The organism is Vibrio gallicus (assembly GCF_024346875.1).
Lineage (GTDB): Bacteria > Pseudomonadota > Gammaproteobacteria > Enterobacterales > Vibrionaceae > Vibrio > Vibrio gallicus.
Map to the genome: position 1 here is coordinate 2,408,359 of NZ_AP024871.1, position 23,048 is coordinate 2,431,406.

Sequence of the window (23,048 nt, forward strand, 5' to 3'; positions counted from 1 at the left end):
CTACTCGTAACAAAACAAGGAGGTCTGCGTGAGTCTTCAATCTCATTTTGATGTAATCGTTATCGGTAGTGGTCCTGGAGGAGAAGGGGCTGCTATGGGTTTAACCAAGGCTGGACTTAAGGTCGCCGTAATCGAACGAGAAAATAGTGTCGGAGGCGGGTGTACTCACTGGGGGACTATTCCATCAAAAGCGCTTCGTCATGCTGTAAGTCGGTTTATTGAATTTAATAGCAATCCGCTATTTTGCAAAAATAATCAAAGCTTAAATGCCAGCTTTGACGACATCCTATCGCACGCAAGGGTTGTAGTAGACAAGCAAACAAACCTACGCCAAGGGTTCTATGATAGAAATCACTGTACTCTGATCTTTGGTGAAGCTAACTTCTGTGAGGCCAATAAGGTTCAAGTCACGACCTCTGATGGACGGATTGAAGAGTACAGCGCTGACCGCTTTGTCATCGCTACTGGCTCTCGTCCCTATCATCCGAATAACATCGACTTCGACCACTCTAGAATTTATGACAGCGATTCAATCTTATCTCTTCGCCACCAGCCAAGACATATCATTATCTATGGCGCAGGAGTTATTGGTTGTGAATATGCATCTATTTTCCGAGGGCTCGGTGTAAAAACAGACCTCATCAATACCCGTAATCGCCTGCTCTCTTTCTTAGACAACGAAGTATCTGATGCACTGTCTTATCACTTTGGAAATAATGGCGTCGTAATACGCAATGGTGAGATCTATGACCGAGTAGAAGGTACAGACGACGGCGTTATACTGCATCTTGATTCCGGTAAGAAAATGAAAGCCGATTGTTTACTCTATGCCAATGGCAGAACGGGTAATACCGACACCCTAAATCTCTCGTCGGCAGGGTTAACTCCTGATTCACGAGGACAACTGAGCATTAACAGTGATTATCAAACCGAGGTAGACCACATTTATGCGGTCGGTGATGTAATTGGATACCCAAGTCTTGCAAGTGCCGCATATGACCAAGGGAGATACGTAGCTCAAGCTATTACCGATGGCCAAGCTAAACGACGTCTAATTGAGGATATCCCTACCGGTATCTACACCATCCCTGAAATTAGCTCTGTAGGAAAAACCGAGCAAGAATTAACTGAAGCTAAAGTACCTTACGAGGTAGGCAGAGCATCATTTAAACACCTTGCTAGAGCACAGATATCAGGCAAGGATATTGGTAGTTTAAAGATCCTCTTCCACAGAGAAACAAAACAGATACTAGGCATACATTGTTTCGGTGAACGAGCTGCAGAGATCATCCATATAGGGCAAGCAATAATGGAGCAACCAGGAGAGGCTAACTCCATTGAGTATTTCGTTAATACTACGTTCAATTACCCCACAATGGCTGAAGCATTTCGCGTCGCAGCCTTAAATGGTTTGAATCGACTTTTTTAATGAGATACTGAGGATAAGAATTGCCCTCTTTTCCACAGACGAATAAAGATAATAGCTAAGCTCAAACCACGCACCGCCATAAAGATCATCAAGGCTAACCAAAGTGCGTGGTTTTGCATGCTTGAAAAAAGCCAATATATGGCAAAAAAGCTTAATGCCGATAGGAACATAGTATTACGCATATCTTTACCTCGCGTAGCACCAATGAATACCCCATCAAATAAATAGCTCCACAAAGAGACAAGCGGCATCATAGCTAACCAAGAAAGGTATGCATCGGCGGTATCTCTAACGCTTTCAATATCGCTGATCATTGCCACTATATGCGTTCCAAAAAATAAGAACGCCAAACTGAACCCAATACATATCGATATTCCCCATAAAAAGGCGCCGATGATGGAATAACTGAGTTGTTGCTGGTTTTTTTCACCAATAGCCTTACCAACCATGGCTTCAATAGCAAATGCAAATCCATCCATTGCGTAAGAGACAATAAGCACAAAGCTCATTAACACTGCATTTGCCGCCACAATATCATCACCAAAGTTAGCACCTTGAAAAGTCATAAAAGCGAGTACTGTTTGCAAGCACAGTGAACGTAGGAAAATATCTCTATTCAAGCGTAGGAACCTGCTCATCCCTTGCAATAGCTCTACTCCATCAGCCAATAATTTTGTGATTGAGAGCCCCAGCGAGCGCTTCCATAACCTAAAGCAAAATACCCCCCCTACCAATAGGCCGCAATAATCAGCAATAACAGAGGCTACAGCAGCACCAGAAACGCCATAATGAAGGACAACAACAAACACTAAATCCAAGGCAATATTGACAATGTTGGTCACAATAACCAGCCACATCGGTGCTTTAGCATCTTGATTGCCAAGTAGCCAGCCCAATAGCACAAAGTTCATCATGGCGGCAGGTGCACTCCACGCTCGGATATAAAAGTACTCCTGAGCGTAAGTTTGTACTTGTGAGCTTGCGTCACTAAAGCCCATAGCAATATCAAAAATAAAGCGATGCCCAACTAAAAACAGTACCGAGAATAACAGTGCCATCCCCATACCTTGCAATAGTACACTCGCAAGCTTTGAGGTGTTATTTTCTCCTTTAGCCTGAGCTGTGAGCCCAGTCGTCGACATCCTTAAAAAGCCAAATAACCAGAACACCATGCTAATAATGGTGCTACCCAAAGCAACACCACCTAGATACCAAGACTGATCTAAGTGACCAATAACCGCCGCATCCACCAGCCCCAATAATGGAACGGTAATATTTGAAAGTACCATAGGTATAGCTATTGCTAAGATGCGACGGTGTAAACTCCAGTCATTGATAATAGGATGGGTTCTATTTAGCATTGTGGACTCATATATAAAAAAACAGCGCCCTAAAATGGGGCGCTGTTCAAAAGCAGTCAAGAAAAAATATTACATCCAGTCACTATTTCGAATAATACCAACCGCAATACCTTCAATAGTTAGGTGTTGTTGGGTAAGATCAACCTTAATAGGTGATAACTCTTCATTCTCTGGATGGAGTAAAACCGTTGCACCTTTTCTTTCCAAGCGCTTCACCGTCACATCATCATCAACACGAGCGACAACCACTTGGCCATCCCTTACATCTTGGGTCTTATGAACCGCGAGTAGATCCCCATCCATAATGCCGATGTTTTTCATGCTCTCCCCATGTACACGAAGCAAGAAGTCAGCTCTCGGTTTAAACATTTGAGGGTCAACTTGATAATGCGATTCAATATGCTCTTGAGCAAGAATTGGCTCTCCTGCTGCGACATTACCAATAAGAGGTAATCCATCATCATTGGCACTATCTTGAAGCAGAATTCTTATCCCTCTAGATGCACCCGGAATAATCTCTATCGCTTGTTTCTTTGCCAGTGCTTTTAGGTGTTCTTCTGCCGCATTGGCTGAGCGAAAACCAAGCTCACGAGCTATTTCAGCACGAGTTGGTGGCATACCTGAGTCTTCGATCTTGGTTTTTATTAAGTCGAAAACCTGTTGCTGTCTTGGTGTTAGCGGCCTCATAAGTCACCTGTTATTTTGTACAGTTAACTGTGAGTATATCCAGTATGGGTAAATTATCAACTAATACAGCTTATCTGCTATAGATAAGCTGCAAATTCACAAACAAATCAAGCGGCTGAGTTAAAGGAACAGCGCGTCTAGCCAAATGTATATCATTAAGAGCAGTGCCACAAAAACAGTAGCAGAACCTATATCTTTAGCGCGTCCGGAAAGCTCATTCACCTCAGCACCAACTCTATCAACAACTGCCTCAATAGCAGAATTAATAAGCTCTGCGATCAAAACAATAAACACAGATAAGATCATCAGCATCCGCTCTGCCTGACCTACATCCAGCAGAAAAGCTAAAGGTATTAAAACTAAGGCTAACAGAAGCTCCTGACGAAAAGCAGCTTCATGCTGGAAGGCAGATTTCAGCCCCTGCATCGAATATCCAGTAGCTTTTACTATGCGATTTAATCCCGTATTCCCTTTCATTCATACTCCCTAATCAACTCAATACGTCCTTAACAACTTATTAGCCGCCAATAGAGTGCAAGTTCAAACTAAACCCCATTGAAACTGACGAATCTCCGTTAAGGTGTATACTTTTCTATTGGATAATCTAACATTACTACAATTCCTATTAAAAGGTTTGACCAGTTCTGCTATTCTGGCAATGCTTGATTCACAACCTAGTCTTGACGTGTCATAGACGCATAAACTAATCGGATGTTAAAACCATATGTCTTCAGGTCAAACACTGACGCAGTCTTTATTGCAAATCCCTCTTAATATTTTAGTTAAAGGGAATCCAGTCCCAACAGCGCCTATTAGCGACCTCAATATAGATGTCAATAAGCCTATTGTTTACGCTCTGCCTTTCGAATCAAAGGTAGACCTTCTTTCTTTAAGAAAACAAGCTCTAAAGTTTGGTTTACCCGACCCCCTGCAACCCCTCGAAATTGCAGGTCAAAGCTTTCGACGTTATGTGTTTATCTCGACATGTAAGGGAGACCATAAACAAGGGATTTCTGATTCATTAGGTTCACAAGCCTTGTTCACCCAACTATTGAAGCTTCACCGTGAGGATCAAGAGTTAGATGTACAATTGATTCCAACCACAGTGATGTGGGGCCGCAAGCCCGGCAAAGAAGGCATAGATAAACCTTATTTAAAAAATCTATCATCAACCAAGAAGTTTATTGCAGTCCTAGTCTCTGGACGAGACTGTATGATTCGCTTTAGTCCTTTTGTTTCACTCCGCTACATGGTCGATTCACATGGCAGTGTTGAATCAATAGCGCAAAAATTGGCGCGGGTTGCTCGTATTCACTTTTCGAGACAGAAACTTGCCGCCTCGGGGCCTAGCCTACCTAATAGAGAAGTACTATTTAATCGCTTAATAAAATCCAATGCTATAAACCAAGCGATTGCTGATGAAGCGAAGACAAAAAATATCAGTGTCGAAAAAGCTGAACAGCATGCATTAAAGATAATGGATGAAATTGCAGCCAAGTTTTCTTACTCATTGATCAAGCAAGGAAATCTAGTACTAACTTGGCTTTGGAACCGCCTTTATCAGGGAATCAATGTCAATAATGCCGCCAGCGTGCGTAAATTGGCACAAGATGGGCATGAAATAGTTTATGTACCATGTCATCGAAGCCATATGGACTACCTACTCCTGTCCTACATCCTATACCAAGAAGGAATGGTACCACCGCATATTGCTGCTGGTGTAAACCTAAACTTCTTCCCAGCCGGTCCAATCTTCAGACGCGGAGGGGCATTCTTTATTCGTCGTAGTTTCAAAGGCAATAAACTTTACTCCACTATTTTCCGAGAGTATTTAGCGGAGCTATTCACCAAAGGCTACTCCGTTGAATACTTTAGTGAGGGTGGGCGCTCTCGAACTGGACGTCTATTGCAGGCTAAAACCGGCATGTTAGCAATGACAGTACAGGCTATGCTACGAGGCCTTAACCGCCCTGTCACTCTAGTTCCCGTTTACATCGGATATGAACATGTAATGGAGGTATCTACCTACGCCAAAGAGTTGCGAGGTAAGCGAAAAGAAAAAGAAAATGCAGGGCAAGTACTGCGTACAATTCGCAAACTACGTAACTTCGGGCAAGGGTATGTTAACTTCGGTGAACCTATTCCTCTGAATCAGTATCTAAATGAACAGGTTCCGGAGTGGCACAAAGATATAGGCGCAGAAGAAGGCCATAAACCCGCTTGGATGACACCAACAATAAATGCTATCGCAGAGAAAATGATGACCCACATCAATGACGCTGCAGCGGCAAACGCATTGACCTTAACTGCGACGGCATTATTAGCATCAAGACAACGAGCTTTAACTAAAGAAAGTCTTATCTCTCAGATTGAGTGCTACTTATGTATTTTAAGAAATGTGCCTTATACAGCACATGCCACAATACCTGACACGACAGCACAAGAGCTTATTGAGCATGCCATTTCATTGGATAAGTTCGTGGTCGACTCAGATATCATGGGTGACATTATCTCACTAGACCGACACCAGTCGGTACTAATGACTTACTATCGCAACAACATAATACATATGTTGGCTCTGCCGTCACTCATCGCACAACTTATCATTCAGTTACCTGGATGTACGCTGGGACAACTAAAGCAAACGATACAAACTCTGTATCCATTCCTGCGTAAAGAGCTCTTTTTATCATATGGAGAGTCTGAGCTATCAGATAAGATTGACCAAATCCTCCAAGAGCTAATGCGCCAAGGCTTAGTGACCATACAAGGTGAAGAACTAGTCTTAAATCAAGCTAATATTCATACCTTACAGCTATTGTCACGCACCATATCGGAAACCTTGCAGCGCTACAGTATTGCGGTAAATCTCTTAGTCGCAGAGCCTGAATTAGCTAAGGGTGAATTGGAGAAATTAAGTGGTGATATTGCGCAGCGCCTAGGACGACTGCATGGTATCAATGCACCTGAGTTCTTTGATAAAGGCGTTTTCACCGCCCTTATTTGGACACTAAAATCACAGCAATACCTCGATAACGAAGGAAACTGTGATTTACCAAGAACCCAGGAGCTGGCAGATACCCTACTCTCAATCCTCTCTCCTGAGGTAAAGCTCACTATTCGAGAAGGTATTGCTCAAGCGATATAAATAAAGCCCCGTATGGGGCTTCATTTTTATTTATCAGTGCAACTAAATCTAGAGATAGCTAATGAATAACCCAACAGTTATCGCCATTCCAACGTAGTTGTTGTTAAGGAAAGCTTGAAAACACAAACTGCGTTGACGAGTCTTTATCAACCACTGTTGATAAACAAACAAGCCTGCTGCAACCAATATTCCCCAGTAAAACGCCCCAGATAGAGATTCAAATATCCCGATAACAAAAAGCAACGCGATACAAGTAGCCTGCAATAGCCCGACAATCAACTTATCATAACGACCAAATAAGATAGCTGTAGACTTAATCCCAATCTTAAGGTCATCGTCACGATCTACCATGGCATACTGAGTATCGTATGCGACGGTCCACAATAGGTTTATAACAAATAACAGCCACGCCATAGGAGCAATCGAGCCAGACTCAGCCGCCCAAGCCATTGGTATCGCCCAACTAAATGCCATGCCTAATACTAGCTGCGGTAAGTGTGTAAAACGCTTCATGAATGGATACAAAGCCGCGAGCACTAATCCAATAAACGAAAGTTGAATTGTTAGCGTATTCATAGTTAGAACTAAAAGAAACGCAAACACACTCAACACACCAAAAAGAGCCAACGCTTCTTTAGCAGATACTAAACCACTCGGGATCGGTCTTTGGCATGTCCGCTCAACATGGCCGTCGAAGTTTCGGTCTGCATAATCATTGATTACACACCCTGCTGAGCGCATAACAAAAACCCCAAGGCTAAATACAATCAATACCGGCCATTGAGGCTGCCCTTGAGCGGCCATCAACAGCGCCCACAGTGTTGGCCATAACAACAATAAACTGCCAATAGGGCGATCCATGCGCATTAAAAAATAATAAGCGCGTAACTTAGTTAGCGTCATTTGTATTCCTTTCGCTATAAATCGGTGCTGCCGGTAAGAAGATTTCAGCGACTAGCATGGGCCTGCCATTCATCCATAGTCGAGAGCGTCGAGCAAATAATTGCCTTCCCGACAGATGTAGTACAGCAACTTGTAGCGCATCACGGTAAGCACCTTCAGAATTAAAGACTGTAATTCCGAGTGGTAATGAGCCTTGATTTTCCAAATCATGAGGCTGAGCAGATAAGCAACTTTGAGGGATTAAGGTTCGACCGTAGACCCAATCGTGTCGGTCTCCTCTCAGAATAACTTCTCTAAGTAGACAAGGTTCAAAGGATAATTGCTCCACCTCTAACGGTGAAAGAGAGTCTGGTGAGACCTTAGTGTTGGTAAACACTTCAACGCTTAACTCTTCACAAAGCGCAGCCAACCGATGAGATAATGAATCTTGCTCTAGCAACCAGCAACGCACTCTTGAGTTAGGAAACTGAAAGTCATCAGGGCTTTTCCATTCAATCGATTGTAAAGCGAGTTCAAAGGCTCGAATTAGACTGGTCATAAATATACTAACGTTAATACTCTAAAGATTACTACCCGAGCATTGTAGCAATCTCTAGAGGCGTGTCTCACTTAGATTTTCAATTAAGTGAGCTGAGGCCTTGAACTGTCTATCCAACCGAGCAAAAGTCCTGCGATTAAGCCTGCAACGTGCGCGGCATTGGCGATTGCCATAAAGGGTTGGACAAAGCCAAGGACTAGCCAGACTAGCATAAACACGACAATTGGCTTTGGAATATCAAGACCTAATTGAGGGGCTCGAGTTGATAATATCCATGTATAACCGACCAACGCATACACCACACCACTTAAACCACCAAAGTTTGCGCCTTCAATCCAGTATTGAGCACAACCAGATAGTAAGGCAGAAACAAGAAATAGCTTTAATAAACGGCCCTTGCCCAGCCTCTGCTCGATGTCTCCCCCCAACTGCCACCACCATAGAAGGTTAAATGTAATGTGCAAAATAGAGAAATGAAGTAAAGCATGGGTAAAGTAACGCCATACCTGAAACTGCTGCCCCACAAAGGCAGGAAAGTGCAGCCAGTCAAATATCTGCTGTTGCCAACCAATCAACCTTGGAATAAACAGCATAACTGAAAGTGCCATAACCACTAAGGTGACAATGCCAGCCTTTGCTTTAAGCATTTGTATAAGGTTAGGAGAGTGATAGCGAAACGTTTGAGTTCGACTTTCTGCCACATCCCAAGATGCAGCTTGGTAGCGGCGGTGATGTGGGTTTTCAACAAACGTTGTTAATTCTTGCTCGGCACGTAATAGCTGCTCTTCATCGTGTAGCCATAGCGCAAACATGCCATCCCCTTCCGGCATTTGCGAGATAACAACGCCTTGTGTTGCCATATAATCAATAAAAGCTTGGGCAACTCTTGGGTTATTTAGTTGGGTTAGTCGTATCATCACGCATTCTCTGTTGGTAACATTTGGCGCTGCCAAGCCTCAAACCCACCCTCTACGCTGTATACTTGTTCAAAGCCTTGATTAAGCAAATACTGGGCAGCTCCCACACTACTAATACCGTGGTAGCACATCACCAGTACAGGCTGTTCAAATTCAGCTTGCTGCATAAAACCAACTAAGCTCGAATCCGTTAAATGAAAAGCATCTTTCGGATGTGCAAGTGCAAAAGATTGTGGGTCCCGAATATCAACTAATAAGCCATTATTTTGCTGTTGCAGGTTGAATGCCGAATGTACGTCAATTCGTTGTACTTCTTCCATATTATCTTCTCTTTGAAAAATGCTATCCAAGGCAGACACTTTAATTTATACCGAGCAATGATGCTACAGTGATCAAATTAGCACCAGCTGTGGGTAAATCTGTGGATTACGTTGATAAAGTGTTTATGTGGCAATTGATCCACAACATGTAGTGTTGATCTTGGATAAAGTGTTAGATCTTTAAAGTTAATCCCCAAGCCGGATTTAGCTAACATCCCTTTATATATGGTAGTTAACGACATGCTATGTGGATTTACCCCACAGACTTATCCACAGATTTGCTAGCGTTTTTTGATCAACATAAAAAAAGGCCAAGATCTATAATCTTGGCCTTTTTAAGGAATTACTTAAAACTAAAGATCGCCGACGGCACCTTTAAGTTTCTTCATCGCATTTTTTTCTAGCTGACGAATACGTTCCGCAGAAACACCATAAGTCTGGGCTAACTCTTGAAGCGTTAGCTTTTTATCATCCAACCAACGAGAGCGAACGATATTCTGACTTCTTTCATCCAGAGTTGCTAGCGCATTTGCAAGACGCGTATTGGTATGACTTTCCCAATTGTCTGCTTCATAGCTCTCTGCAATATCTGAATGCTGGTCTTCTAGGTATAACGCAGGAGCAACTGGGCTTGATGACGCATTATCGTCATCATCAGCGCTAAACTCAAAGGTTGCATCTTGGGCTGCCAAACGAGATTCCATTTCACGAACCTCAGAAGGGGAAACACCCAATTCACTTGCAACGGTTTCAACCTCATTTTGGTTAAACCATCCTAAGCGTTTTTTATTCTTTCTAAGATTGAAGAATAATTTACGTTGAGCCTTAGTTGTTGCTACCTTGACGATACGCCAGTTACGCAATACATACTCATGAATCTCAGCTTTAATCCAATGCACTGCAAATGAGACTAAGCGAACTCCAACTTCTGGGTTAAATCGCTTAACCGCTTTCATCAGTCCAATATTACCTTCTTGAACTAAATCAGCTAGAGGCAAGCCGTAGCCAGAGTAACCTCGAGCGACATGAACAACAAAACGTAAATGAGACAAGATCAGCTCTTTTGCTGCCTCAATCTCACCGTTGTAATGTAAACGCTCGGCTAGCTCTCTTTCTTTTTCAGGCGTCAGCATTGGATACCCATTTGCTGAGCTGATATAGCTATCTAAGCTATCTTGAGAGACGACTGCCATTGAAAACGTTTTATTAGCCATTCAATTCCTCATTCACTAAACCGTACTACGTAAGTCACGATTACATTAGCAATAACTAAAAAATAGTGGACTGGACATTATCCACAGAATTTAAACAAGAGCAAGCCCAACTCTGTGAACCATAGCCGAGAGTTAAGCTTTAATCTTAATTTAAGACCGAGTTATTCTAATTAGGTTCAATTTCAGAAAGATGACGACGAGCTGAGGCTTGAGCTGCAAATAATCCTAAGAAACCACCTAATAATAATAATATTAGGGTTTCATCTGCCCCTAAGCTGTTAAAGCCAAAGCTACTATCATAAAGACGAGCCACCAGCTCAACCGAACTACTTAATACAAGAGATAAGATTAAGGTCACGATCCAAGCCATGACAGCTCCAAGCAAACCAAGCCACATACCCGTATATAAATAAGGCCTTAAGATATAGCTATTTGTTGCTCCTAAGAACTTCATTACCTGAATCTCTTGTTTATGAGCCAACACACTAAAGCGCATTGCATTGCCGATGATTAGTACAACTGCAATTAACATCATTACAGCTAAAGAAATAGCTAAAGCAGTACTTAGATCTTTAACCGCAGCAAAGCGTTGCAACCAATCTTTGTCTACCCGTACATCCGTAAACTCAGTTATAGAATTGGTTAGCTGGAGTATACGCTGTTGAGAAGCCTTTGATGCGTGCTGAGGGTGAATAACCAGCAATGCAGGTAACGCATCATCATCAAGCAGACTCATGGTATTATCGAAACCAGAAACCTCACTTAAGTCCGCTAAGCCTTGTTGTGAGGATATGTATTCAACGCTCGATACTGACTGGTCATTCTCTAGCTCATCTTTAATAAGCATGATCTTAGCCGCAGGTGTCCCCTCTTGTAAGTAAGCACTTACAGCGGCAGGCTGAGTAACCTGTTCAGAAGCAATAACGACGTTTTTTGCTACAACATATAGACTGGCAGGCAGAGCCAAGATTATGGCGATAACAGCCAATGTAAATAAGCTTCCTAGTGGTCTGCTTAAAAGGTCTTTTAGTGCGCCTTTTGCCACTAGTACGTGCGAGCGCATGTAACCGACTTTAGCCACGTTTCCTTTATTTCCCATAGCCAGCAGCCTCGCTTAGAAAACCTTGATTAAGTTCAAAACGGCGATACTGTCGACGCTGTTCCATCATAGATACATCGTGAGTAGCAATTAATATTGAAACCCCCGCACGGTTAAACTCCTCGAATAACCGAAAGATCCGATTTGATAATTCATAATCTAGATTACCCGTCGGTTCATCCGCCAATAGTAATGTTGGACGGTTTACTACAGCTCTAGCAATACCGACTCGCTGCTGCTCTCCACCGGAAAGTTGAGACGGTAAGCAACGTGCTTTATCTAATAATCCTGTTTTATCTAACGCTGCATTAACGCGGCGTTTAATTTCATTTTCGGCATATGACTCTATCCGCATTGGCAGTGCTACGTTATCAAATACACTGCGATCCATTAATAGTCTGTGGTCTTGAAAAACGATACCAACGTTGCGGCGTAAGAGCGGGATATCTCGGTCATTGATGCGTGTAATATCATGCCCATTAAAGAATATCTTGCCATCCGTTGGTCTTTCCATTGCACAAATGAGTTTGAGCAGCGTACTTTTACCCGCACCAGAGTGTCCACCAAGGAAAGCCAACTCTCCCTTTCTAAGGTTAAAGTCTACCTTTTGGAGTGCCTGATGGCCTCCACGGTAAGCCTTACTTACCTGTTGAAAATTAATCACGTAACAATCCTTGAACTGACAACTTACTCGTCTCTACTAAATAGAGCTTCAATAAAATCTTGAGTTTCGAATGGGCGTAGGTCATCAATACCTTCACCTACCCCAATAAAGCGAATTGGGATACTAAATTTATCCGCCAGCGCAAATATAACGCCACCTTTTGCTGTGCCATCAAGCTTAGTCAAAGTAATACCAGTTACCGGTGCAACATCACTGAACAATTTAGCTTGGCTTATCGCATTCTGTCCTGTAGCAGCATCTAGAGTCAGCATCACCTCGTGTGGTGCGCTGCCATCAATTTTCTTCATCACTCGGACTATCTTGCGTAACTCTTCCATTAGATTACTTTTGTTTTGCAGTCGACCAGCAGTATCTGCTATCACCACATCATAACCACGGGCCTTAGCGGCTTCTATAGCATCAAATATTACTGAGGCACTATCTGCCCCTGTATGCTGAGCAATAACAGGAACGTCATTACGCTGACCCCAAACCTGAAGTTGCTCAACCGCTGCGGCACGGAAGGTATCACCAGCCGCTAACATCACCTTCTGGCCTTGCGCCTGAAATTGTTTTGCAAGCTTGCCTATAGTGGTTGTCTTACCCACACCGTTAACCCCAACCATCAAGATGACGTAAGGCCCTTTTTGTGTATCGATCTCTAATGGTTTTTCAACAGTAGACAGTATGTCGGCCATTTCTTGTTTTAGAAGATCATATAGAGCCTCACCGTCTTTTAGATCCTGACGTGACGCTTTTTCCGTTAGGTTATCGATGATCTTCATTGTGGTTTCCATACCAACATCAGCAATCAGAAGCTGCTCTTCTAGCTCCTCAAATAGCTCATCATCAATTTTCTTACCCTTGAATAAACCAAAGAAGCCAGCACCTATATTCGCCTTAGTACGAGCAAGGCTGCGCTTTAAGCGAGCAAAAAAGCTTTCGGTCGGTTTTTCTTGAACTTCCGGCTGCGCTACAGGCTCAGTATTAGCTTCAAGCTCTCGCGGCTCGGTAACCGCTTCGGGTTCAACTGGCGCTTCATCCGACAGTGATACTTCTGCCTCTTGCGCTTCAGATGTAGTATCAGATTCAGACTGAAGATCTTGCTGTTCAACTAGCTCTTCAGTTTCTGGCTCTTGAGTATCCGGCTGCGCTGAATGCTTTTGTTCTGCAGGGGCTTGCTCGTCTTCACCGAATCCAAGCCACGATAATAACCCGCGTTTTTTCTTATCCGTCATCGGAATAAATCCTGTTTATTTTATTTCTATGCGAGACATAGTGAACGGTTCATACCAATTCACCATGATTGAAATTGCGTTTAAGAGTACAATTCTAAAATATTCAAGCTAAAACAGCACCAAAAATAGCAATGAGAAAACCACAACGTCCTTCTATAAGCAAAAATACTAGTAAATCTAGAGCTGGATCGGGTTCTATACGGATTATCAGTGGGCTCTGGCGAGGTAGGAAGCTACCAGTCCACGATGCCGAGGGATTACGTCCAACTACAGATAGAGTTAAAGAAACCTTATTTAACTGGGTAGCTATGGATATCCCCCACTCGAGATGCCTAGACCTATTTGCAGGCTCTGGTGGGTTGGGATTCGAAGCCGCTTCTCGTCAAGCGAGTATGGTTACTATGCTTGAGCTAAATAAACAAGCACATACCCAGCTCAAAAAAAACATCTCAACACTTAACGCTAGTAATATTGAAGCATTCAATAAAGACAGCCTACAATTTTTACAAAGTCAGGGTGAACCTTATGATGTTGTATTTATTGACCCACCATTTCGTAAGGGCTTGCTTGAAGAAACGATAACCTTGCTAGAAAATAACAACTGGCTAGCCAAAAATGCCATTGTTTATATCGAGGCTGAAAAAGAACTTGAGCTACCTGAGATTCCTGCACACTGGCTTCTACATAGAGAAAAGATTGCAGGCCAAGTCCGTTATCAACTATTTACGAGGCAAACTCCATGAAATACCTATTAATTTTAGCAAAGGCCGCCATTGCTTTTGTCTGGTTCGTGCTAATTTTTAATATCTTCCAACCGTTCCCCGGTAAAGCTTCGATTGCCCTTTATATCATGACTGCATTTTTGTTTATCATGCACGGCCTTCAATCCGCTATTTTTATAGGGGCGTTTGGCGATAAACTCAAGATAAGTAGTTGGGAAAAGTGGTCAATACTGATCTTCGGTATCTTTGCACTACTAGATATACGCCGTAAGCATATGATGTAATAAAAAACCTCGCCATTTGCGAGGTTTTTTTATTATCTAGATGCTAGATGTAAAAAAGCCCCACTCTTACGAGTGAGGCTTCTTAATAATGGTCGGTGAAGAGGGATTCGAACCCCCGACCCTCTGGTCCCAAACCAGATGCGCTACCAAGCTGCGCTATTCACCGACAAATTTCATTCCGGTTAAACCGAAATTGGAAGCAAAAGCTACCAAGTAATGGGGTGGCTAACGGGATTTGAACCCGCGACAACTGGAATCACAATCCAGGGCTCTACCAACTGAGCTATAGCCACCATCAAACTTTAATCACACCGCTTAACTAGCCATGTAATATAATGATGGTCGGTGAAGAGGGATTCGAACCCCCGACCCTCTGGTCCCAAACCAGATGCGCTACCAAGCTGCGCTATTCACCGACAAATTTTAGAAAGTTTTGTTTTAGAGGCTTACCTCTAATAACTCAACTCTCAAAGGCAGGATACATTATTAAGTAATGATAATCACTGACTTAATTTCATTTCGGTAAACCGAAATTGGGAGCAAAAGCTACCAAATAATGGGGTGGCTAACGGGATTTGAACCCGCGACAACTGGAATCACAATCCAGGGCTCTACCAACTGAGCTATAGCCACCATTATATATTACCGACTCCGCCTCCGAAAATGGCACGCCCGAAAGGATTTGAACCTTCGACCTTTGGCTCCGGAGGCCAACGCTCTATCCAGCTGAGCTACGGGCGCATGCCCTATCGGCGGAGTGGAATAATACGGATATCACACTTTCCCGTCTAGTACTTTTTGCACTTTTTTTTATGATTGCACCTTTTTTCAACGAAAGCCGCAAATATTCAGCAGTTTTCAGATGTGATTTAAACCTCGCCTCGGACAAGAGGTTGTTTAATGCAACAAACATAAGATATATAATCACCAGACTTTTACAACACCTTAACAGCTGATTACCTTTAAATTAATCTAATCAACGTATGTATAATACAACCTGTTAGGCGCTTTCCCGGATAAATAGAAGAGAGTTAATGGATATGCCTCGTAAACTAATCACACTTGTTACTGCCGCACTATTATTTTCCAGTGCAACCTTTGCGGCAACCAGTCAAGATGACTACGATGCGATTGCACAACGCATCAAACCTGTTGGCGATGTTTATCTCGCAGGTGCCGAGCCTGAACAAGTCGTCGCAGCAGGACCACGTGATGGCGCAAGCGTCTATGGTACATACTGTATTGCCTGCCACGGCACCGGTGTTGGTGGAGCACCTAAACCGGGTGAAGCGACAGATTGGAGCGCACGTATTGCTCAGGGCAACGATGTACTTATCGAGCATGCAATCAAGGGCTTCAACGCAATGCCAGCAAAAGGGGCTTGTATGGATTGTAGCGACGACGAGATCATCGCCGCTGTAAATCACATGATTGAAGGCTTATAGGGCTAACGATAACTAAAGCTTAGCAAGACAGCCCTATATGGACTGTCTTGCTACTATTTCTTAAACATGGCTCTCAGATTCGCGATATGAGCCTGTCCCCGCTCCATGCGCTCTTCTTTAGTTGTTTCTTTCTTATTACTTTCCCATTCGAGATCATCAAATGGCAGCTCTTCTAAGAAGCGGCTTTGTGTTGGCTTAATCAGTTCACCATACTGTCGTCTTTCCTTGCACATAGTAAACGTCAGCTCTTTCTGAGCTCGAGTGATACCTACATACATAAGACGGCGCTCTTCCTCTACATTCTCTTCATCAATACTGGTCTGGTGCGGTAAAATACCTTCTTCAGCCCCCATTAAATAAACGTAAGGGAACTCTAACCCTTTCGATGCATGCAGGGTCATCAATTGTACCTGATCTGCATTTTCATCATCTTCTCCGCGCTCCATCATGTCACGTAGTGTTAGACGCTGAACGACCTCTTTAAGGGTTTTTTCTTCTTTGTCATAGTTGTCACCTTCTAGATCGGCAACTATCCAAGAATACAGGTCTGAAACATTCTTCATTCGCATTTCAGCCGCTTTAGGGCTGGAAGACGTTTCATAAAGCCAATCTTCATAGTGAATATCGCGAACCAAACTACGCACAGCCTCAACTGTATTACCGCGCTCTGCATTATCTGAAACACGAACGAGCCAATCCGTAAAGCGACGTAAATTATCTAAGCCCCTCCCCGTTAAAGTCTGCTCTAAACCGAGCTCAAACGAAGATTCAAATAGACTTTTACTGCGCATATTGGCGTAACTGCCAAGTTTTTCTAAGGTTGCAGGACCAATTTCACGACGAGGTGTATTTACGATACGCAAAAAAGCATTGTCATCATCAGGGTTTACTAGCACCCGTAAATACGCCATAACATCTTTAATTTCAGTACGAGAAAAAAACGAAGTCCCTCCCGAAATTTTATAAGGAATTCGGTTTTGCATCAGTGCCTTTTCAATCAATCGCGATTGATGGTTACCTCGATACAAGATTGCATAATCTTTATGATGAGTTCGATTTAAAAACTTATGCGCGATAATCTCACCAGTAATGCGCTCTGCTTCATGCTCTTCATTCTTTGCCAGTAGTACCTTTAGCTTTTCTCCATCAGGCAACTCAGAAAACAATTTTTTCTCATACACATGTGGATTGTTGGCAATCAAAATATTTGCGCTACGCAGTATACGGCTAGTGGAACGATAATTTTGCTCTAACTTAATCAACTTTAGATTTGGGTAATCTTCTCCCAATAAAACTAAGTTTTGCGGCTTTGCTCCCCGCCAAGAATAAATAGATTGATCATCATCCCCAACAACGGTAACTCGTCCGCGCTCTCCAACTAATAATCTAACCAACTCATATTGACTGGTATTGGTATCTTGGTACTCATCCACCAGCAGATAGCGGATTCGAGACTGCCACCGCTCCCTTACTTCTTGATTGGTTTTCAAAAGCAAAACAGGGAGTAGAATTAAATCATCAAAATCAAGAGCGTTATACGCAGTCATTTGCCTTTGGTACATATCAAAACAGTGGGCAAACAACTTATATTGATCCCCTTCTGCCACTGCCGCCGCTTGTGCAGGGGTCAGCATGTCATTCTTCCAATTGGAAATCGCACTTGTCAGTTGTCGAAGCAGATCTTTGTCGCCGTCCAGTAATTCTTCCGTCAACTCTTTGAGCATCGATAATTGGTCTTGGTCATCAAACAGTGAGAAACCCGCTTTTAGACCTAATGCCTTATATTCACGTCGAATAATGTTTAATCCCAAGGTATGAAAGGTAGAGACCAGTAAACCCTTGGACTCTTTTTTTTCCAAGGTCTGCCCCACACGCTCTTTCATTTCCCGAGCGGCTTTATTGGTAAAAGTAACCGCTGCCACATTTCTGGCTTTATATCCGCACTGCTGAACAAGGTAAGCAATCTTATTGGTGATTACACGAGTCTTACCAGAACCGGCACCCGCTAATACCAAACAAGGACCTGATACATATTTGACGGCTTGATCTTGTTGGGGGTTGAGTCTCATTGCATCACCTTAATCTCAAAAGTGCGATAATCATACTTTCCAGTTTCAGTCAAAGCCACCTCAATTTCTTGAGATCAAATTTAACCACCTATAATTACAAATGGTTGCATAATCGCGACATATCATTAAAATGAATGAACGTTCATTCATTTACCTCAAGAATGAGTCATATGAGTACAAATAATAAACGTTTAAAGATATTAGAATCTGCTGCCGATATATTAGGCCGAGAAGGTTTTGAAGGTCTATCTATCCAGAAACTTGCGAAAGAAGCCAAGGTAGCAACAGGAACCGTTTATCTTTACTTCAAAGATAAAGATAGCGTGATATCTGAAGTTCGGCTTTGGTTAGCTCAGCAAATTGCTGACATTATTCAGCGTGATGTGGAGGCGTCTCAACCGCTTAAGCAGCAGTACGAGATAATGTGTCACAACATCTGGAGCCTTGGCGGTTCAGGGTTAGGTTTACTGCAAACTCGGATCCAATACCAGTCTTTACCAACACCTCTTGATCGAGAGAGATGTAAGGCTGAACGAACTTATTTTTATAAAATTGAAAACATGTTTAATCAAGGCCGTGAAGTGGGTGTATTTAAGAATTTACCCAACACGGTTTTATTTACTCTTAGTCTAGAATCGTGTGTTTCGCTAAGTCGAAAACACTTTCAACAGATTGAGGAAATCGACGCTAATACTTTCGAGGCTGCAGTTCAAGCTAGCTGGGAAGCCATTCAAAAATAAAAGGTTGGAGTAACGTTCCATGAAAAAATGGACAATTATCATGTTACTAATCGCATTTGCTCTTTTTGGCAGTGTTATTGGTTTCAATCTGTTTAAACAGCAAAAAATAGCCGAGTATATGGCTAACCGCCCAGAACCTGAGTATCCAGTTACAGTAATGACGACCAGTGCAGAAGACTGGACGCCAAACATTGAAGCGATTGGCTTCATTGAACCACTACAAGGGGTTACTCTTACCTCTGAGACCAGTGGCGTAGTCAAGAACATTGGATTTCAGTCCGGTACTAGCGTCAAGAAAGATCAGCTCCTAATCTCATTAGATTCAGACGTTGAGCGAGCAAATCTAAAAAGTGCTCAAGCTAGATATCCAGCCGCAGCAGCTAAATACAAACGTTTCAATGGTTTGTACAAGAAAGGTGCGGTATCTCAAGCTGACTTTGATGAAGCAACCGCAGCATATTTCTCTCTACAAGCGGATATAGAAGGACTTAAAGCCTCTATTAACCGTCGTGAAATCCGAGCTCCATTCTCTGGGGTTATCGGTATTCGTGGGGTCAACCTCGGAGAGTATCTGCAAGCTGGTAGTCGCATCGCGCGCCTTGAAGACGTTAGTGTTATGCGCCTTCGCTTCACCGTATCTCAAACAGATATTTCTCGCATTCATGTCGACCAACGCGTACATATTGTTGTGGATTCATTCCCCGGCCAAATATTTGAGGGTGATATAACCGCAATTGAACCTGCGGTGAATTATCAAAGTGGTTTAATTCAAGTGCAAGCCGATATTCCAAACACTCAAGGCCGATTAAGAAGCGGTATGTTTGCTAGGGCTCAAGTGGTACTTCCAACACTGACCAATCAGGCTGTACTGCCACAAACTGCGATTACCTATACCCTTTACGGTGACAGCGTTTATGTACTGAACTCAGAAACTAACCGCGTATCACAACGTGTGGTTAAAGTCGGTGAGCGTAAACTGGATAAGGTACAAATCCTTGAAGGCATTAAACCTGGTGAAACAGTAGTGACATCTGGTCAGGTTCGTTTAAGTAACGATAGTAAAGTAAAAATCGTAACCAGCAACGCCACAACCCCGCCTGCTGAAATACCAATGCTGTAAGGACTCTACAATGCGATTTACAGACATATTCATTAAGCGACCAGTGTTAGCTATCTCCATTAGCTTTCTGATCGCACTGCTTGGTATGCAAGCGGTATTCAAGATGCAAGTCCGCGAATACCCTGATATGACCAATACCGTAGTCACGGTGACGACAGGCTACTATGGCGCCAGTGCAGACCTCATTCAGGGCTTTATAACTCAGCCATTAGAACAAGCTATCGCACAGGCTGATAATATTGATTACATGACATCAAGCTCGGTACTTGGTAGTTCTACCATTACGGTAAACATGAAGCTCAATACCGATCCAAATGCAGCCCTTGCTGACATACTGGCTAAGACAAACTCGGTGCGTTCTCAATTACCAAAAGAGTCTGAAGACCCAACGGTTAGTATGTCCACGGGCTCCACTACCGCTATCATGTATGTTGGCTTTACCAGTGATGACCTCGAATCAAGTCAAATTACTGACTACCTAGAGCGCGTGGTAAATCCTCAGTTATTCACTGTCAGTGGTGTATCAAAAATAGACCTTTACGGGGGCATGAAATACGCACTTCGCATTTGGCTTGACCCTCAAAAAATGGCCGCTCTTCATCTAACATCTAGCGATGTAATGGGGGCGCTAAGTGCTAATAACTTCCAATCAGCAACGGGACAAGCAACCGGTTTATTTGTTCTATACAATGGCAATGCCAACACCCAAGTCGCTAGCGTACACGAACTAGAAAACCTAGTCGTACGTCAGGATAAGGGCGAGATCATTCGCTTAAGTGATATTGCAAAGGTTTCTAGAGCAAAGAGCCACGATACCTATCGAGCAAGTGCCAATGGTCAAGAGGCTGTAGTTGCTGCTATTAACGGTGCGCCAAGTGCTAACCCGATCAACGTTGCAGCGGATATAAATAAAATCCTGCCTGAATTAGAGAAGAATTTACCAAGCAACATCACCATGCGTGTGATGTATGACTCTACCATCGCAATCAATGAATCTATCCATGAGGTTGCAAAAACCATCATTGAAGCGGCGTTGATTGTATTGGTCGTAATCACCCTCTTCTTAGGCTCATACCGCGCAGTACTTATCCCTATCATAACCATTCCATTATCATTAATTGGTGTGGCCATGTTTATGCAGGTATTAGGTTTTTCATGGAACCTAATGACACTTCTGGCTATGGTACTTGCCATCGGGTTGGTCGTAGATGATGCGATTGTAGTACTCGAAAACGTAGACCGGCATATTAAGCTGGGGGAAACGCCATTTAGGGCCGCCATAATTGGTACTAGGGAGATAGCTACGCCAGTTATTGCAATGACCCTTACCTTAGGTGCTGTATACGCTCCAATCGCGTTAATGGGCGGGATTACTGGCTCTTTGTTCAAAGAGTTTGCCTTAACTCTTGCGGGGGCTGTATTCATATCAGGTATCGTCGCATTAACGTTAAGCCCTATGATGTGCTCAACCATATTGCGTCAAAATGAACAACCAAATCGTTTTGAAAAGTTTGTTCATAGCAAGCTAGACGCGTTGAGTGAAGCCTATTCCCGTGTACTCGGTTCTGTAATGAAGCACCGTGGTGTAGTAATCGCCTTCGCTATAATCGTATTTGCTAGCCTTCCGATGCTATTCAAATTCATTCCAAATGAACTTGCACCTTCAGAGGATAAAGGGGTGGTTATGTTGATGGGTACTGGCCCCTCAAATGCAAACCTAGATTATCTTCAGAATACGATGAACGATGTAAACCACATATTAAGTGACCAACCTGAGGTTAAGTATGCTCAGGTGTTTACTGGTGTTCCAAGTTCAAACCAAGCCTTTGGTATCGCATCTCTAAAACCATGGAGTCAACGAGACGCAAGTCAATCCGAGATCACTAACCGTGTTTCAGGGCTTGTATCTAACATCCCAGGCATGGCGATTACCGCATTCCAAATGCCTGAACTTCCCGGTGCGGGCTCTGGGCTTCCGATTCAGTTTGTTATCACGACGCCGAATAGCTTCGAAAGCCTATTCCAGATCGCGAGCAATGCATTGGCTGAGGTAAGTAAATCGCCTCTATTTGTATACTCAACCCTTGATCTAAACTATGACTCAGCAACGATGAAAATCAATATCGACAAAGATAAAGCTGGGGCATATGGCGTTACGATGCAAGATATTGGTATGACACTAAGTACCATGATGGCTGACGGTTATGTCAATCGAATCGACCTATATGGTCGTTCATATGAAGTTATCCCACAGGTTGAACGTAAATTCCGTCTCAACCCAGAATCGATGAACAACTACTATGTTCGCTCATCTGACGGGAAACAGATTCCATTAGGTAGCTTGGTATCAATCGACGTGGTACCACAACCTCGCGCATTGCCACACTTTAACCAGTTAAACTCTGCCACTATTGGTGTAGTACCATCGCCAGGCGTTGCCATGGGTGATGCGATTAATTGGTTTGAGCAAACAGCACAAGAGAAACTACCTACTGGCTATAACCATGACTACATGGGTGAATCTCGCCAGTTTGTAACTGAAGGTAGTGCGCTATATACCACCTTCGCTCTAGCGATTGCCATAATTTTCTTAGTATTGGCTATTCAGTTTGAGTCGGTGCGGGATCCATTGGTCATCATGGTATCCGTTCCTCTTGCTATCAGTGGTGCACTGATAGCCCTTGCTTGGGGACTCGCAACCATGAATATCTACTCCCAGGTTGGATTGATAACTCTGGTGGGTCTAATCACTAAGCACGGTATCTTAATCTGTGAGGTTGCAAAAGAAGAGCAACTGTATCATCAGAAGAGTCGAATCGATGCGGTAATGGAAGCAGCCAAGGTTCGTTTACGTCCTATATTAATGACAACCGCAGCCATGATTGCCGGTCTTATTCCATTAATGTATGCCTCAGGTGCCGGAGCACAGCAAAGATTCAGCATCGGTATTGTTATCGTCGCTGGCCTTTCAATTGGTACTCTGTTTACCCTGTTTGTATTGCCTGTCATCTATAGCTTCATTGCCTCAAAGCATAAACCACTGCCTGAGTTTGAAGAGACACAAGCGTAACATCTAATTCAAGGGCTCGATATCGAGCCCTTTTTGTGATCTACACATCCCATTTAATCTGCGACAAGCCATCTATGATT

The 23,048-nt window shown here is 43.2% G+C and carries 20 protein-coding genes and 5 tRNA genes; 8 read left to right on the forward strand and 17 right to left on the reverse strand.

What is annotated here, in order from left to right; all coding sequences use genetic code 11:
* Positions 1–28 precede the first annotated feature (28 nt).
* Complete coding sequence (sthA, locus tag OCU28_RS11240) at positions 29–1,429, forward strand: Si-specific NAD(P)(+) transhydrogenase (protein WP_261816248.1); 1,401 nt, start codon at positions 29–31, stop codon at positions 1,427–1,429.
* On the opposite strand, the gene dinF is transcribed toward sthA, so the two are convergent.
* From dinF to OCU28_RS11255, 3 genes are all read right to left on the reverse strand, one after another.
* The gene (gene dinF / locus OCU28_RS11245; protein ID WP_261816249.1) at positions 1,426–2,790 is read right to left on the reverse strand and encodes an MATE family efflux transporter DinF; all 1,365 of its coding nucleotides are present in this window, start codon (positions 2,788–2,790) and stop codon (positions 1,426–1,428) included. The genes sthA and dinF overlap by 4 nt on opposite strands.
* A 69-nt stretch (positions 2,791–2,859) precedes the next feature.
* Positions 2,860–3,477: a transcriptional repressor LexA gene (gene lexA / locus OCU28_RS11250; protein ID WP_261816250.1), complete on the reverse strand. Its 618-nt coding sequence runs from the start codon at positions 3,475–3,477 to the stop codon at positions 2,860–2,862.
* Positions 3,478–3,597: 120 nt separating this feature from the next.
* A complete protein-coding gene (locus tag OCU28_RS11255) occupies positions 3,598–3,954 on the reverse strand; it encodes a diacylglycerol kinase (RefSeq protein ID WP_261816251.1) in 357 nt (118 codons plus the stop codon).
* 247 nt (positions 3,955–4,201) lie between these two features.
* On the opposite strand from OCU28_RS11255, the gene plsB reads away from it, so the two are divergent.
* Entirely contained in the window at positions 4,202–6,625 is a 2,424-nt protein-coding gene (gene plsB, locus OCU28_RS11260) for a glycerol-3-phosphate 1-O-acyltransferase PlsB (RefSeq protein ID WP_261816252.1), read from the forward strand.
* Between the two features lie 48 nt (positions 6,626–6,673).
* On the opposite strand, the gene ubiA is transcribed toward plsB, so the two are convergent.
* The 8 genes from ubiA to ftsY all read right to left on the reverse strand — a co-directional run bounded on the left by ubiA (position 6,674) and on the right by ftsY (position 13,518).
* Complete coding sequence (ubiA, locus tag OCU28_RS11265; RefSeq protein WP_261816253.1) at positions 6,674–7,528, reverse strand: 4-hydroxybenzoate octaprenyltransferase; 855 nt, start codon at positions 7,526–7,528, stop codon at positions 6,674–6,676.
* Positions 7,515–8,066, reverse strand: coding sequence for a chorismate lyase (locus OCU28_RS11270; protein WP_261816254.1), 552 nt, complete (start codon positions 8,064–8,066; stop codon positions 7,515–7,517). The genes ubiA and OCU28_RS11270 overlap by 14 nt, the downstream gene beginning before the upstream one ends.
* Before the next feature lie 83 nt (positions 8,067–8,149).
* On the reverse strand, positions 8,150–8,983 hold the full coding sequence (gene glpG / locus OCU28_RS11275; RefSeq protein ID WP_261816255.1) for a rhomboid family intramembrane serine protease GlpG: 834 nt from the start codon (positions 8,981–8,983) through the stop codon (positions 8,150–8,152).
* Positions 8,983–9,303: a thiosulfate sulfurtransferase GlpE gene (gene glpE, locus OCU28_RS11280; protein WP_261816256.1), complete on the reverse strand. Its 321-nt coding sequence runs from the start codon at positions 9,301–9,303 to the stop codon at positions 8,983–8,985. The genes glpG and glpE overlap by 1 nt, the downstream gene beginning before the upstream one ends.
* 353 nt (positions 9,304–9,656) lie before the next feature.
* Positions 9,657–10,517, reverse strand: a complete 861-nt coding sequence (gene rpoH, locus OCU28_RS11285) for an RNA polymerase sigma factor RpoH (RefSeq protein ID WP_261816257.1) — start codon at positions 10,515–10,517, stop codon at positions 9,657–9,659.
* Between the two features lie 166 nt (positions 10,518–10,683).
* Positions 10,684–11,616 (reverse strand): permease-like cell division protein FtsX, encoded by a 933-nt coding sequence (gene ftsX / locus OCU28_RS11290; protein ID WP_261816258.1) that lies wholly within the window; start codon positions 11,614–11,616, stop codon positions 10,684–10,686.
* Positions 11,606–12,280: a cell division ATP-binding protein FtsE gene (gene ftsE, locus OCU28_RS11295; protein WP_261816259.1), complete on the reverse strand. Its 675-nt coding sequence runs from the start codon at positions 12,278–12,280 to the stop codon at positions 11,606–11,608. The genes ftsX and ftsE overlap by 11 nt, the downstream gene beginning before the upstream one ends.
* A 23-nt stretch (positions 12,281–12,303) precedes the next feature.
* Positions 12,304–13,518, reverse strand: a complete 1,215-nt coding sequence (ftsY, locus tag OCU28_RS11300) for a signal recognition particle-docking protein FtsY (RefSeq protein ID WP_261816260.1) — start codon at positions 13,516–13,518, stop codon at positions 12,304–12,306.
* A 131-nt stretch (positions 13,519–13,649) separates the two neighbouring features.
* On the opposite strand from ftsY, the gene rsmD reads away from it, so the two are divergent.
* Together rsmD and OCU28_RS11310 are read left to right on the forward strand one after the other, a co-directional pair.
* A complete protein-coding gene (gene rsmD, locus OCU28_RS11305; RefSeq protein WP_261816261.1) occupies positions 13,650–14,261 on the forward strand; it encodes a 16S rRNA (guanine(966)-N(2))-methyltransferase RsmD in 612 nt (203 codons plus the stop codon).
* Positions 14,258–14,524 (forward strand): DUF1145 domain-containing protein, encoded by a 267-nt coding sequence (locus OCU28_RS11310; RefSeq protein WP_261816262.1) that lies wholly within the window; start codon positions 14,258–14,260, stop codon positions 14,522–14,524. Before rsmD ends, OCU28_RS11310 begins: the two co-directional genes overlap by 4 nt.
* 89 nt (positions 14,525–14,613) lie before the next feature.
* Here the strand turns inward: OCU28_RS11310 and OCU28_RS11315 are convergent.
* The 5 genes from OCU28_RS11315 to OCU28_RS11335 all read right to left on the reverse strand — a co-directional run bounded on the left by OCU28_RS11315 (position 14,614) and on the right by OCU28_RS11335 (position 15,265).
* Positions 14,614–14,690, reverse strand: a tRNA-Pro gene (locus tag OCU28_RS11315).
* Positions 14,691–14,741: 51 nt separating this feature from the next.
* Positions 14,742–14,817, reverse strand: a tRNA-His gene (locus OCU28_RS11320).
* Between the two features lie 46 nt (positions 14,818–14,863).
* Positions 14,864–14,940: transfer RNA gene (locus tag OCU28_RS11325), tRNA-Pro, on the reverse strand.
* Between the two features lie 141 nt (positions 14,941–15,081).
* Positions 15,082–15,157: transfer RNA gene (locus OCU28_RS11330), tRNA-His, on the reverse strand.
* Between the two features lie 31 nt (positions 15,158–15,188).
* A tRNA-Arg gene (locus OCU28_RS11335) sits at positions 15,189–15,265 on the reverse strand.
* 293 nt (positions 15,266–15,558) lie between these two features.
* Between OCU28_RS11335 and OCU28_RS11340 the strand changes: the two genes are divergently transcribed.
* A complete protein-coding gene (locus OCU28_RS11340; RefSeq protein ID WP_261816263.1) occupies positions 15,559–15,969 on the forward strand; it encodes a c-type cytochrome in 411 nt (136 codons plus the stop codon).
* A gap of 53 nt (positions 15,970–16,022) precedes the next feature.
* Here OCU28_RS11340 and rep read toward each other — a convergent pair whose 3' ends face one another.
* The gene (gene rep, locus OCU28_RS11345; RefSeq protein WP_261816264.1) at positions 16,023–18,038 is read right to left on the reverse strand and encodes a DNA helicase Rep; all 2,016 of its coding nucleotides are present in this window, start codon (positions 18,036–18,038) and stop codon (positions 16,023–16,025) included.
* Between the two features lie 170 nt (positions 18,039–18,208).
* Between rep and OCU28_RS11350 the strand changes: the two genes are divergently transcribed.
* From OCU28_RS11350 to OCU28_RS11360, 3 genes are read left to right on the forward strand one after another with little or no spacing between them, the layout of a single operon-like run.
* A complete protein-coding gene (locus OCU28_RS11350; RefSeq protein WP_261816265.1) occupies positions 18,209–18,778 on the forward strand; it encodes a TetR/AcrR family transcriptional regulator in 570 nt (189 codons plus the stop codon).
* 19 nt (positions 18,779–18,797) lie between these two features.
* Entirely contained in the window at positions 18,798–19,898 is a 1,101-nt protein-coding gene (locus OCU28_RS11355; RefSeq protein ID WP_261816266.1) for an efflux RND transporter periplasmic adaptor subunit, read from the forward strand.
* A 10-nt stretch (positions 19,899–19,908) separates the two neighbouring features.
* Complete coding sequence (locus OCU28_RS11360) at positions 19,909–22,968, forward strand: multidrug efflux RND transporter permease subunit (protein ID WP_261816267.1); 3,060 nt, start codon at positions 19,909–19,911, stop codon at positions 22,966–22,968.
* Positions 22,969–23,048: the final 80 nt, after the last annotated feature.